The sequence below is a fragment of the Bradyrhizobium sp. HKCCYLRH1034 genome (assembly GCF_051168375.1).
Lineage (GTDB): Bacteria > Pseudomonadota > Alphaproteobacteria > Rhizobiales > Xanthobacteraceae > Bradyrhizobium.
The window spans coordinates 665,469-677,525 of record NZ_JBNPUW010000002.1 but is presented as its reverse complement, the minus strand read 5'-3'; the positions used below and the strand labels follow the sequence as shown (position 1 = coordinate 677,525).

13 protein-coding genes are annotated in these 12,057 nt (G+C 64.5%); all 13 read right to left on the bottom strand.

The features are described 5' to 3' along the window. Positions 1-320: 320 nt before the first annotated feature. The 13 genes from ACQR0W_RS06945 to ACQR0W_RS06885 all read right to left on the bottom strand — a co-directional run bounded on the left by ACQR0W_RS06945 (position 321) and on the right by ACQR0W_RS06885 (position 12,047). Positions 321-2,117, bottom strand: coding sequence for an ABC transporter substrate-binding protein (locus ACQR0W_RS06945; protein WP_434840619.1), 1,797 nt, complete (start codon positions 2,115-2,117; stop codon positions 321-323). A 69-nt stretch (positions 2,118-2,186) separates the two neighbouring features. Continuing rightward, entirely contained in the window at positions 2,187-2,516 is a 330-nt protein-coding gene (locus ACQR0W_RS06940; protein WP_315717336.1) for a DUF2160 domain-containing protein, read from the bottom strand. A 187-nt stretch (positions 2,517-2,703) separates the two neighbouring features. Beyond that, the gene (locus ACQR0W_RS06935) at positions 2,704-3,510 is read right to left on the bottom strand and encodes a carbohydrate ABC transporter permease (RefSeq protein WP_315717337.1); all 807 of its coding nucleotides are present in this window, start codon (positions 3,508-3,510) and stop codon (positions 2,704-2,706) included. After that, entirely contained in the window at positions 3,510-4,412 is a 903-nt protein-coding gene (locus ACQR0W_RS06930) for a carbohydrate ABC transporter permease (RefSeq protein ID WP_315717338.1), read from the bottom strand. Before ACQR0W_RS06930 ends, ACQR0W_RS06935 begins: the two co-directional genes overlap by 1 nt. A gap of 3 nt (positions 4,413-4,415) precedes the next feature. Then, positions 4,416-5,498 (bottom strand): ABC transporter ATP-binding protein, encoded by a 1,083-nt coding sequence (locus tag ACQR0W_RS06925; RefSeq protein WP_434840618.1) that lies wholly within the window; start codon positions 5,496-5,498, stop codon positions 4,416-4,418. A 12-nt stretch (positions 5,499-5,510) separates the two neighbouring features. Further along, the gene (locus tag ACQR0W_RS06920; protein ID WP_315717340.1) at positions 5,511-6,593 is read right to left on the bottom strand and encodes an ABC transporter ATP-binding protein; all 1,083 of its coding nucleotides are present in this window, start codon (positions 6,591-6,593) and stop codon (positions 5,511-5,513) included. Beyond that, on the bottom strand, positions 6,590-8,143 hold the full coding sequence (glpD, locus tag ACQR0W_RS06915) for a glycerol-3-phosphate dehydrogenase (RefSeq protein WP_316187209.1): 1,554 nt from the start codon (positions 8,141-8,143) through the stop codon (positions 6,590-6,592). Before glpD ends, ACQR0W_RS06920 begins: the two co-directional genes overlap by 4 nt. 153 nt (positions 8,144-8,296) lie before the next feature. After that, a complete protein-coding gene (locus ACQR0W_RS06910; RefSeq protein ID WP_315717342.1) occupies positions 8,297-9,130 on the bottom strand; it encodes a DeoR/GlpR family DNA-binding transcription regulator in 834 nt (277 codons plus the stop codon). Positions 9,131-9,274: 144 nt separating this feature from the next. Further along, a complete protein-coding gene (locus ACQR0W_RS06905; RefSeq protein ID WP_315717343.1) occupies positions 9,275-9,466 on the bottom strand; it encodes a hypothetical protein in 192 nt (63 codons plus the stop codon). A gap of 159 nt (positions 9,467-9,625) precedes the next feature. After that, positions 9,626-9,868, bottom strand: a complete 243-nt coding sequence (locus tag ACQR0W_RS06900; RefSeq protein WP_315717344.1) for a hypothetical protein — start codon at positions 9,866-9,868, stop codon at positions 9,626-9,628. Between the two features lie 403 nt (positions 9,869-10,271). Next, complete coding sequence (locus tag ACQR0W_RS06895) at positions 10,272-10,700, bottom strand: acyl-CoA thioesterase (RefSeq protein ID WP_315717345.1); 429 nt, start codon at positions 10,698-10,700, stop codon at positions 10,272-10,274. 46 nt (positions 10,701-10,746) lie between these two features. Beyond that, on the bottom strand, positions 10,747-11,370 hold the full coding sequence (locus tag ACQR0W_RS06890; protein ID WP_315717346.1) for a flavin reductase family protein: 624 nt from the start codon (positions 11,368-11,370) through the stop codon (positions 10,747-10,749). Positions 11,371-11,435: 65 nt separating this feature from the next. Continuing rightward, positions 11,436-12,047, bottom strand: coding sequence for a TetR/AcrR family transcriptional regulator (locus ACQR0W_RS06885; RefSeq protein WP_315717347.1), 612 nt, complete (start codon positions 12,045-12,047; stop codon positions 11,436-11,438). Positions 12,048-12,057 lie beyond the last annotated feature (10 nt).

Genomic DNA, 12,057 nt, shown 5'->3' with positions numbered 1-12,057 from the left:
GAGATGATCATTGTAGCCGTCATTGCGAGCGAAGGCGACTTGTGCGCCACAACCCGGAGGGCGACGGCGGGAGCAAGCCAGAATCAGCCTCATGACTCTGGACTGCTTCGCCGCGTTGCTCCTCGCAACGACGACAATGAAGCGCAAGAATGCAAAAGGCCGGGATCGCTCCCGGCCTTCGCAATCATTCCGTCGTCTGCCTCGCCGTCATGCCCCGCGCAGGCGGGCATCCAGTAGACGCCGGCGGTCATGCCAAAGCCGAAACGCCGCGGCCTGCTGGATCGCCCGGTCGAGCCGGGCGATAACAGCCGAGCGTCGGCTCACTTCGCCTCGGCGCGCTTCGGCGGGCTGGCCGGCCACGACTTGATCAGCGTGTCGTAGTCGACGGTCTCGCCCTTCGGCTTCTCGTTGGCGAGCTTGCGCTGCGGCGCGATATGGCCCTCCTTCTCGGACTTGGCGAACCAGTACTCCGCGGTCTCCTTCTTGTTCAGCTTCGGACCGCAATCGCCCTGGACCTTGGACTTCTCCAGACGCTCGAGGACGGAGTCCTGAGCGGCCGCGAGCGCGTCCATCGCCTGCTGCGGGGTCTTCGCACCGGACGACGCATCGCCGATGTTCTGCCACCACAGCTGCGCCAGCTTCGGATAGTCGGGCACGTTGTTGCCAGTCGGGGTCCACTGCACGCGGGCAGGCGAGCGGTAGAACTCGATCAGGCCGCCGAGCTTCGGCGCGCGCTCCGTGAACGACTTGTCCCAGATGTCGGATTCACGGATGAAGGTCAGTCCGACATGGCTCTTCTTCAGCGACACCGTCTTGGAGACGATGAACTGCAGATAGAGCCAGGCCGCCTTGCGGCGATCGACCGGGGTCGACTTCAGCAGCGTCGCCGAGCCCACGTCCTGGTAGCCGAGCTTCATGCCCTCCTTCCAGTACGAGCCGTGCGGCGACGGGGCCATGCGCCACTTCGGCGTGCCGTCCGCATTCATCACCGCCAGGCCGGGCTTGACCATGTCGGCGGTGAAGGCGGTGTACCAGAAGATCTGCTGGGCGATGTTGCCCTGCGACGGCACCGGACCGGATTCGGAGAAGGTCATGCCCTGAGCCTGAGGCGGAGCATACTTCTTCATCCAGTCGAGATACTTGACGATCGAATAGACCGCCGCCGGGCCGTTGACGTCGCCGCCGCGCTCGACGGACGAGCCGACCGGGCGGCAGCCCTCCATGCGGATGCCCCATTCGTCGACCGGAAGGCCGTTCGGGAGGCCCTTGTCGCCGTTGCCGGCCATCGACAGCCAGGCGTCGGTGAAGCGCCAGCCGAGCGAGGGATCCTTCTTGCCATAGTCCATGTGGCCATAGACCCTGACGCCGTTGATCTCCTTGACGTCGTTGGTGAAGAACTCGGCGATATCCTCATAGGCCGACCAGTTCACGGGCACGCCGAGCTCATAGCCGTACTTGGCCTTGAACTTCGCCTTGTACTCGGGGTTCGTGAACCAGTCGTACCGGAACCAATAGAGGTTGGCGAACTGCTGGTCGGGCAGCTGATACAGATGGCCGTTCGGCGCGGTCGTGAAGGACTTGCCGATGAAGTCATTGACGTCGAGATAGGGATCGGTGACGTCCTTCGCGTCCTTCGCCATCCAGTCGGTGAGGTCGACCGCCTGGCCGTAGCGGAAGTGGGTGCCGATGAAATCGGAGTCGTTGATCCAGCCGTCATAGACGTTCTTGCCGGACTGCATCTGGGTCTGGATCTTCTCGACGACATCACCTTCCTGGATGATGTCGTGCTTGATCTTGATGCCGGTGATCTCCTCGAACGCCTTCGCCAGCGTCTTCGACTCGTATTCATGCGTCGTCAGCGTCTCCGAGACGACGTTGATCTCCATGCCCTTGAAGGGTTCAGCGGCCTTCATGAACCACTGCATCTCCTTCATCTGATCGTCCTTGGAGAGCGTCGACGGCTGGAATTCGCTGTCGATCCACTTCTTCGCGGCGGCCTCGTCGGCCTGTGCCGGAACGGACAGTGTCATGGTTGCTGCGAACAGCGCCACGGCGCTGGTCATCGCGAGATAGCTGGCCTTGGTGACGTGATGCTTCCTAGGTTTCAAGTGTCGCATGCTTTCCTCCTTGAGCGACAGACGTATCCAGGTCCGGGTTGCCCCCGGATCTGCCCCTTTTCACCTGCGTCAGACGGTGCGGAAGATCGCAACGGCTGATGCAAGCGAAATTGCGGTCGCGAGCCACAGGCTCGAAACCTCAAACCCTTCCTCGCCGATCGGCAAGGTCGCAATCGTGTCGGTGCCGACCAGACCGATCCATACGAGATGAATGACGGCGGCCGAGATCAGCGAGATGAACAGCCGGTCGCCGCGCGTGGTCGGGATGCGCAGTACGCCGACCCGCTCGGCCTCCGGGTAGCGCGCGGCGAGCACGATCATGACGCCGAGCGTGCATGCGAGCGCAGCAAAGAAGATCGCGGTCGGCAAGGTCCATGCCATCCATGCGATGCTGTTCATGGCTATCGGCTCCAGGCGGTAATGGGCCCCCTCCCCCGCTTGCGGGGGAGGGTTGGGGTGGGGGCGCCGCGCGTCGGAGCGCCCGAGAGGAGAGATGCCCCCACCCGTATCGCATCTGACGATGCGATACGGCCTCCCCCGCAAGCGGGGGAGGCGGAACGGAGGCCGTGGCAACAAGCGTGCGTCATCACACCCGTCCCAGCGCGAAGCCGCGCGCGATGTAGTTGCGGACGAACCAGATGACGAGCGCGCCGGGGATGATCGTGAGCACGCCGGCAGCCGCGAGCAGGCCCCAATCCATGCCGGACGCCGAGACGGTGCGCGTCATCACCGCCGAGATCGGCTTGGCGTCGACGGAGGTCAGCGTGCGCGCAAGCAGCAGTTCGACCCAGGAGAACATGAAGCAGAAGAAGGCGGCGACGCCGATGCCGCTCGCGATCAGCGGCACCAGGATCTTCACGAAGAAGCGCGGAAACGAGTAGCCGTCAAGGAACGCCGTCTCGTCGATCTCGCGCGGCACCGACGACACGAAGCCTTCGAGGATCCAGACCGCGAGCGGGATATTGAAGATGCAATGCGCCAGCGCCACCGCCCAGGGCGTATCGAACAGGCCGATCGCCGAATACAGATTGAAGAACGGCAGCGCGTAGACCGCAGCCGGCGCCATGCGGTTCGACAGCAGCCAGAAGAACAGGTGCTTGTCGCCGAGGAAGCGGTACCGCGAGAATGCATAGGCGGCCGGCAGCGCCACGAGGATCGAGATCACCGTGTTGATGATCACGTATTTCAGCGAGTTGATGTAGCCGGAATACCAGCTCTCGTCGGTGAAGATGCGCATGTAGTTGGCCAGCGTCGGCTGATGCGGCCACAAGTTCATCGTGGTGACGATCTCGTTGTTGGTCTTGAAGCTCATGTTGACGAGCCAATAGATCGGCAACAGCAGGAAGACCAGGAATAGCGAGATGATGATCCGACGGCCCGGAATGGTGTTCATCACGCGCCCCCTTTCACCGGCCGCCGCTCGGCGCCGGCATTGGTCATGATGGTGTAGAACACCCAGCAGACGATCAGGATGATCAGATTGTAGACCAGCGACAGGGCAGCCGCCTTGCCGAGATCGAACTGGCCGAGCGCGATCTTGACGAGCTCGATCGAGATGAAGGTCGTCGAATTGCCCGGCCCGCCGCCTGTGACGACGAACGGCTCGGTGTAGATCATGAAGCTGTCCATGAAGCGCAGCAGCACGGCGATCAGCAGCACGCGATGCATCTTGGGCAGCTGGATCGCGGTGAACACCGCCCAGCGCGAGGCGCCGTCGATCTGCGCAGCCTGATAATAGGCGTCGGGGATCGACTTCAGGCCGGCATAGCACAGCAGCGCTACCAGGCTGGTCCAGTGCCAGACGTCCATCAAGATGACCGTGAACCAGGCGTCGGCGTCGTTGGAGACGTAATTGTAGTCCAGGCCGATGGCGTTGAGCGTGTAGCCGAGCAGGCCGATGTCGGAGCGGCCGAAGATCTGCCAGATCGTGCCGACCACGTTCCACGGAATCAGAAGCGGCAGCGCCAGCACGACGAGGCAGAACGCCACGGTCCATCCGCCCCGCGGCATCGACAGCGCCACGACGATTCCGAGCGGAACCTCGATGGCCAGGATCGCGAGCGAGAAGATCAGGTTACGCCCGAGCGAGGCGAGGAAGCGGCCGCCGAGATCGGTCGAGGGATCGAGCAGCTCCTTGAACCAGCCGACGCCATTCCAGAAGAACTGGTTGTTGCCGAACGTGTCCTGCATCGAATAGTTCACCACCGTCATCAGCGGCAGGACAGCGGAGAACGCCACCAGCAGGAACACCGGCAGCACCAGGAACCAGGCCTTGTTGTTGATGGTCTTGTCCATCACTCAGGCTCCCTCGACGAGACGGCTGTCGGCATAGACGTGGACATAGGCTGGATCGAACTTCAGCCCGATCGCCGAGCCCTGCGGCGAGAAGCCCGCCGGCAGGCGCGCGGCGAACTTGACGTCGCCGACGCGGACGCGCGCGAACCGGATGCGGCCGAGATCGTCGACGCGCTCGATATTGGCGTCGAGCAGGCCCGGTCCGGGCTGAGCGACATCGACGAATTCCGGGCGGACGCCGATCTCGATCTTGGCGCCGGCCGGCAGCGCGTCGTAGCTGCGCGACAGCGTCAGGGTGTGGCCGTCGATGCGGGCCTCGCGGCCCTTCACCTCGGCGGAGAGGATGTTCATGCCGGGCGAGCCGATGAAGTAGCCGACGAAGGTGTGCGCGGGCTTGTCGAACAATTCCGCCGGCGTGCCGCTCTGCACCACGCGGCCGTCGTGCATGACGACGACGGTGTCGGCGAAGGTCAGCGCCTCGGTCTGGTCGTGGGTGACGTAGATCATCGTCAGGTCGAGCTCGCGATGCAGCGCCTTCAGCTTCGAGCGGAGCTGCCATTTCAGCTCGGGATCGATCACGGTCAGCGGCTCGTCGAACAACACGGCGGCGACGTCGGAGCGCACCAGGCCGCGGCCGAGCGAGATCTTCTGCTTGGCGTCGGCGGTGAGCCGTGTTGCCTTGCGATGGAGGTCCGGCGTCAGGTCCAAGAGCCGCGCGATCTCGGCGACGCGCTTGTCGATCTCCGCTTTCGGCACGCCGCGGTTCTTGAGCGGAAAGGCGAGGTTCTCGCCGACCGTCATCGTGTCGTAGATCACCGGAAACTGGAACACCTGCGCGATGTTGCGCTCGCGGGTCGAGGCTTTGGTGATGTCGGTGCCGTCGAACAGGATCTTGCCGTGCGAGGGCGTCAGAATGCCGGAGATCAGGTTGAGCAGCGTGGTCTTGCCGCAGCCGGACGGGCCGAGCAGCGCATAGGCGCCGCCCTGGCGCCAGGTCATCGTCACCGGCTTCAGCGCGTAGCTCTCGATATCGCCGCGGTTGCCGTTGTAGGCGTGGGCGAGATCGACGAGGTCAATGCGGGCCATGCGGCATCTCCCTCAGATCGCCGGCGCGGCGACCAGGCGGTCGCCGGCGTCGAACACGAACACATTGGACGGATCGAGCACCGCGTCGAGGATCTCGCCGGGCTCGTATTCATGGACGCCGTGCAGCACGGAGACCCAGTTCATGCCGTCGCGCGTCAGATGCACGAAGCTCTCCGATCCCGTGATCTCGGTGACCGAGACGATCGCAGGAAAGGCATGGCGGCCGTGGCTGCCGTCGCCTTTGCCAAGCCCGAGCTGATGCGGGCGGAAGCCGACGCGGTAGGCGCCATCGGGCAGATCAGCATAGAGGCCTACCGCCGGCGCCTTGACCCCGCCGGCGTACTCCACGCTCTCGCCGCGCTTCTGGATCTCGACCGTATTCATCGGCGGGTCCGAGAACACCTGGCCGACACGCAAGGTGTCGGGTCGGCGATACACGGCCGCGGTATCGCCGGCCTGCAGCGCCTGCCCTTCCCACATGCAGATGGTGCGGCCGCCGAGCAGCAGCGCCTCCGACGGCTCGGTGGTGGCGTAGACGAAGATTGCGCCGGATGCCTCGAAGATGCGCGGCAGCTCGGTGCGCAGCTCCTCGCGCAGCTTGTAGTCGAGATTGGCGAGCGGCTCGTCCAGCAGCACGAGGTCCGCGCCCTTCACCAGGGCGCGCGCGATCGCGGTGCGCTGCTGCTGGCCGCCGGAGAGCTGCAGCGGCGTACGCTTCAGATAGGGCTCGAGCCGGAGCAGCCGGGCGGCTTCCGCCACGCGCTTCTCGATCTCCTGGCGCGACTTGCCTTGCACGCGCAGCGGCGAAGCGATGTTCTCATAGACCGAGAGCGAGGGATAGTTGATGAACTGCTGATAGACCATCGCGACCGAGCGCTGCCGCACGTCGGCGCCGGTGACGTCCTTGCCGTCGACCAGCACCCGCCCCGTGGTCGGCCGGTCGAGGCCGGCGAGCAGCCGCATGATCGAGGTCTTGCCGGACAGCGTCGGCCCGAGCAGCACGCTCAGCGTACCGCGCTGCAACGTCAGCGAGACGTCGCGAATGGTGGTCACGCCGTCGACAATTCGGGAGACGTGATCGAGCGTCACGCTCATGCGCGCCCTCCCGCCTCACGCGCCGGCACGGCGGAGCGCTCGCGATTGGCTGTGATCCACGCATCGAGCGCGGCGATCTCAGCCGCCGACATCCGCAACCCCAGCTTCGATCGCCGCCACACGATGTCCTCGGCCGTCAACGCCCACTCGTTCGTCATCAGGTACCTGACTTCACGCTCCGTCAAGGTGCCACCGAAATCCTGGCCGAGATCGGCCAAAGATGTCGCACCGGCGAGCATGGCCGCAGCCCGCGTGCCATAGGCATGAGCGATCCGCTTCGCATGTGCATCCGACAGGAACGGATAGGTCTTGCGGAGATCCGCAATCAACGGCGCAACGGCCGAAACCTTCATGTCGCCGCCGGGCAGCGACGCCTTGCCGGTCCATCCCTCCTCCGCCTTGCCCCCTTTCACATAGGGCGCGAGACGCTCCAGCGCCTCTTCCGACAGGCGCCGGTAGGTGGTGATCTTGCCGCCATAGATCGACAGCAGCGGCAAGCCGCCGGGCGTATCGAGCTCGAACACGTAGTCGCGGGTCGCCGCCTTGGCCTCGCTGGCGCCGTCGTCATAGAGTGGCCGCACGCCGGAATAGCTCCACACAACGTCGGCCGGCGTCACCGGCTTGGCGAGATATTCCCCGAGCGCGGCGCAGAGATAGGCGATCTCCTCGTCGGTCGCCTTCACCTTGGCCGGATCACCCTGATAGTCGCGATCGGTGGTGCCGATCAGCGTGAAATCCTGCTGATAGGGAATGGCGAAGATGATACGGCCGTCGGCGTTCTGGAAGATGTAGGCGCGATCGTGATCGTAGAGCTTGCGCACCACGATGTGCGAGCCCTGCACCAGCCGCACCTTGGCCTTGGCATTGACGCCGGCGCCGGTCGCCAGCACCTGCTCGACCCAGGGACCGGCGGCATTGACCAGCGCGCGCGCCTTGATGGTCTCGCGCTCGCCGGTCTGCGTGTTATCGGTCGTGACCAGCCAATGGCTGCCATCCTGACGGATCTCGGTCGCACGGGCGCGGGTGCGGATGACGGCGCCGCGATCGGCAGCATCCCGCGCGGTCAGCACGACCAGACGCGCATCGTCGACGAAGCAGTCGGAATATTCGAAGCCCTTGCTGTAGCGCCCGGGGATCAAGGGGCGGCCGACCTCGTCGCTGCGCAGGTTCACCGACCGCGTCGGCGGCAGCAGCTTGCGGCCGCCGAGATGGTCATAGAGGAACAGGCCGAGGCGCAGCAGCCAGGCCGGGCGCAGCCCCGAATGATGCGGCAGCACGAAGCGCAGCGGACGGATGATGTGGGGCGCGATCTGCCACAGGACTTCGCGCTCGATCAGCGCCTCGCGGACCAGCCGGAACTCGTAATATTCGAGATAGCGCAGGCCGCCATGCACGAGCTTGGTCGACCAGGACGAGGTTCCGCTCGCCAGATCATTCATTTCACAAAGGAAAACGGAATTTCCGCGTCCGGCGGCATCGCGCGCGATGCCGCAACCGTTCACGCCGCCTCCGATAATGGCGAGGTCGTAGATCCGCTCCAACAGACGCATCCCCCGGCAATCGCCTTGACTGCGGCGATTTCACTTTCGGTTTCGAGTTAAACACAAACGAAAGTGAAAGCAAATCGAAATTCGCATGTTGGGCCGCGGTTGGGCAAAACCTGCCCAAACCGGGATCAAGGAGCCTGCGAGAGTGGCGGAAAGTCAGGCGCGGCGGAGCACGGCGGACCCCGCCGTTTCGGTTGCCTCTACGGCGTCGTCGGCCTCGTCGGCGGACATCGCCGAGACCACCTCGATGCCGCGGCTATGGCAGAGGCTGGCCAGTCCGTCCGGCAGCGGCCGGTCGGTGACGAAGGTCTGGATCTGGCTGAGATGGGCGATGCGCACCGGCGCGCTGCGGTGGAGCTTGGTGGAATCGGCCACCAGCATCACGCTGCGGGCATTGGCGATGATCGCCTGCGCCACCTGGACCTCGCGATAGTCGAAGTCGAGCAGCGCGCCTTCCTCGTCGATCGCGGATGCGCCGATGATCGCATAGTCGACCTTGAACTGGCCGATCAGCTGCGTCGCGGTCGATCCGATCACGCCGCCGTCTGAGCGCCGCACCGTGCCGCCGGCCACGATCACCTCGATGCGCGGATGCGGATAGAGCAGCATCGCGACGTTGAGATTGTTGGTGATGACGAGCAGGTCCTGGTGCGACGACAGCGCGCTCGCCACCTCCTCCGTCGTGGTGCCGATATTGATGAACAGCGAGGAGCCGTTCGGAATCCGCGCGGCTGCGACCGCACCGATCGCCTTCTTCTCCTCGGCAGCGACGAAGCGCCGCGCCTCGTAGGCGAGATTCTCGACCCCGGAGGCGATGATGGCCCCGCCATGGATGCGCGTCAGCGCGCGCTGCTCGCACAGATCGTTGAGGTCCTTGCGGATGGTCTGGGCCGAGACTTCGAAGCGGCGCGCGAGATCCTCCACCATGACGCGGCCGGAGGCGCGCGCGATGTTGAGGATGTCGGTCTGGCGTTGAGAGAGGACGGCCATGGCAAGCTTTCGGGGACAAGCTGCACCATGGTGATGCTGATCGAGTCAAGCGTCAATCGGCAAGCACTGGGCGCATCGCAGCAATCGCCTGAAACGTCGCGCGCGGTCTGGTCCGGCCGACGTCCACCGCGTGCGCCCGTCTGCTCAGGCGGCTGCGCTCAGCTCGCCGGTCACGAGCCGAATCGCGGCGCGTTCGGCTTCGCGGGCATTGCGAAACACCTGGCCCTCGAGGGCATTGAAGCGATGGGACGCCGCGAAGAAGCGGAAGCCGCCGCGATCACGGACGACGATCCCCGCCGCCTGGGAGCTGACCTCGATGATGTAGGTGTCGGACATTGCGCAATCCCGTCGTTCATTCCGGGGCGTATAACCGAGCTCCATGACGAATGTTCCGTGCAGGGAGCCACCGGCCATTCCGATGTGAATGCCAACAGGAAATTGTGTGGATGTTATGTTGGCTGCGCTGCACGCACTCACGCCGTGACCCATGTCGAATCAGTGCGGATCATCCGGCACGAGCGTCACCTTGCGCAGCGACGCATCGGCTCCGCCGAGACGGTGTTGATGCTGACCGAGCAACTGATAGATCGTACGCAGATCCCTCAACACCTCGACGTGATGTTCACGAAACGCGCTGAGCTGATTCTCGTAGACGCAAATCCTGCGCTCGGCGTGGAGAAGCCGCTGCTGCAGCTTCTTCAGGACCTGCAAGGTCAGTTTCTCGTCAACGTCCGACATGGACTTCCTCCCACCCTGTTCGCGCAACACGCCCCCGCCGTTTCCTCTGTGCCGGCAATTTTTTCCGGCTGGCATTTTTTGCCTTGTGGATCGAAAACGAACTGCCGTCAGCGCTGCTCGTCCGAATGTGTCACTCGAAGCACGCAATACGGCAGAGACGCGGCAACGCGCAGCCAAGCAACCAGAACTTGCAATTATCGTAAAGACGCTCGCCCTGTGGACAAGGCGCATCTCGCGCGAGAGTGATCGCGGCAGACGCCGAGCGCGCATGCTCGGCCTTCGCGTCTCCGTCCCGCCCGACCCAAACAAACGCGTATCGCCGGATCGCGGTTCCTTATGCCGAGCGAGCGACATATGCGGCGGATTAACAGAGGTTACTTGCGCCGACAGACCGCGAATGTGATCAGGCTGTGACGGAGCCGTCGCGCCGGATCGGCTGCGGCCGGCCATCGTCGTCGATCGACACGTAGGTGAAGTTGCCGTCGGTGACGAGGATCGGCTGCTCCTCCTTCCGGCGCAGCACCCAGGCTTCGAGACGCACCGTCATCGAGGTGCGGCCGACGCGGACGAGATGCGCATAGACCGAAACGAGATCGCCGACATACACCGCCTTGCGGAAGTTCATCGCCTCGATCGCGACCGTCACCGTGCGCGACTTCGCGACCTTGGCGGCGTACACGCCGCCGCCGACGTCCATCTGGCTGAGCAGCCAGCCGCCGAAGATGTCGCCATTGGCATTGGTGTCGGCCGGCATCGCCAGGGTGCGTATGCAGAGATCGCCGCGGGGCTCGGTCGGCGCGGACAGCGCGGCATGGACGGTCGCTTCGGTCACGTCGGGTGGTCTCCAATTGCAGCAGCGTTCAAGAGGCGCAAGTCCGTCAGTCCGGCCTCGCCATTTCGAACATCGCCTCCTGCATGATCTCGAAATAGTCGCCGCGACGCCCGGCACGGACGATCGGATGCGCCAGCGCCGTCTGGTAGACGCCATCCTTGATCAGCGTCTTGTCGATATGCACGCCGACCACCTCGCCGAGCGTCAGCCAGGCCTGCGCCTTGGCACCGTCGGCGCCCTGCAGCTGGATGATCTGCGTCACCTTGCACTCGAACGCGACAGGGCTTTCGCCGACGCGCGGCACGTTGACGAACTTGCAAGCTACCGGCGTCACGCCCGCAAGCTTGAACTCGTCGACCTCGCGCGCGACATGCGCGGCGGTCGCATTCATCTGCGTCGCCAGGCCGCGCGTCACCAGGTTCCAGACGAACTCGCCGGTGTCCTGGATGTTGGCGACCGAGTCCTTCCACTGCGTCGAGGAGAAGCCGATGATCGGCGGCGTGTAGTTGAAGGCGTTGAAAAAGCTGTACGGCGCAAGGTTGACGTGACCGTCCGGATCACGCGACGAGATCCAGCCGATCGGACGCGGCGCGACGATGGCGTTGAAGGGATCGTGGCGCAGGCCGTGGCCGTTCTTCGGTTCGTAGAAATGCAGATCCCGTTCGGTCACGCCGTCGTCCCTTCCGTCATTGCGGGGAGCGCAAGCGACGAAGCTTCGCTCGAATGACGGCGAACTTAGCTTGCAGCGCGCCTGGAACCAAGGCCTGACAGCACGAAATCGATCATCTCGTCGATCGTCGGGCCCGGCTTGGTCGCGCATTGCGCGATCATCTGCGGATGGAAGAAGCGCATCATCGCGGTCGTCGCACATTTTGCCGCCAGCGGCAGATCGGTGACCGCGAATTCGCCGGACGCCGCGCCCTGCCCGATCACCCGGCCGATGATCTCGGTGATCAGCAGCATGTGCGCCTCGCAGACGTCCCAGCTCTCCTCCATCGCCACCGCGACCATCTCGTGCAGCTTGCTGTCGCCGACATAGCGCTCGGTGTTCATGCGATGGATCGTGCCGAGCAGCTCGCGCAGCCGCGGCGCCGCCGGGCCGGGCCGCTCCGCGATCATGATGGCGGCCGCCTCGACCTGGGCCATCAGCGTGTGGGCGACCCCCCGGTGGATCGCCTTCTTGGAGTCGAAGAACCGGTAGACATTCGCCGGGCTCATACGGAGCTCCTTGGCGATGTCGGCGACGGTCGTCTTCTGGTAGCCGATCTGTCGAAACAGGCGCTCAGCAACGACGAGAATGCGCTCGTGCGTATCGGATTCGATATGGTCGGAAACCAGGGTCATCATGCCTGCGATC

Coding starts and splice junctions, on each gene's coding strand:
- glpD (WP_316187209.1), bottom strand. CDS start 8,143: ATGCGTCTGTTGGAGCGGATCTACGACCTCGCCATTATCGGAGGCGGC.
- ACQR0W_RS06945 (WP_434840619.1), bottom strand. CDS start 2,117: ATGCGACACTTGAAACCTAGGAAGCATCACGTCACCAAGGCCAGCTAT.
- ACQR0W_RS06920 (WP_315717340.1), bottom strand. CDS start 6,593: ATGAGCGTGACGCTCGATCACGTCTCCCGAATTGTCGACGGCGTGACC.
- ACQR0W_RS06940 (WP_315717336.1), bottom strand. CDS start 2,516: ATGAACAGCATCGCATGGATGGCATGGACCTTGCCGACCGCGATCTTC.
- ACQR0W_RS06910 (WP_315717342.1), bottom strand. CDS start 9,130: ATGGCCGTCCTCTCTCAACGCCAGACCGACATCCTCAACATCGCGCGC.
- ACQR0W_RS06935 (WP_315717337.1), bottom strand. CDS start 3,510: ATGAACACCATTCCGGGCCGTCGGATCATCATCTCGCTATTCCTGGTC.
- ACQR0W_RS06905 (WP_315717343.1), bottom strand. CDS start 9,466: ATGTCCGACACCTACATCATCGAGGTCAGCTCCCAGGCGGCGGGGATC.
- ACQR0W_RS06930 (WP_315717338.1), bottom strand. CDS start 4,412: ATGGACAAGACCATCAACAACAAGGCCTGGTTCCTGGTGCTGCCGGTG.
- ACQR0W_RS06900 (WP_315717344.1), bottom strand. CDS start 9,868: ATGTCGGACGTTGACGAGAAACTGACCTTGCAGGTCCTGAAGAAGCTG.
- ACQR0W_RS06885 (WP_315717347.1), bottom strand. CDS start 12,047: ATGATGACCCTGGTTTCCGACCATATCGAATCCGATACGCACGAGCGC.
- ACQR0W_RS06925 (WP_434840618.1), bottom strand. CDS start 5,498: ATGGCCCGCATTGACCTCGTCGATCTCGCCCACGCCTACAACGGCAAC.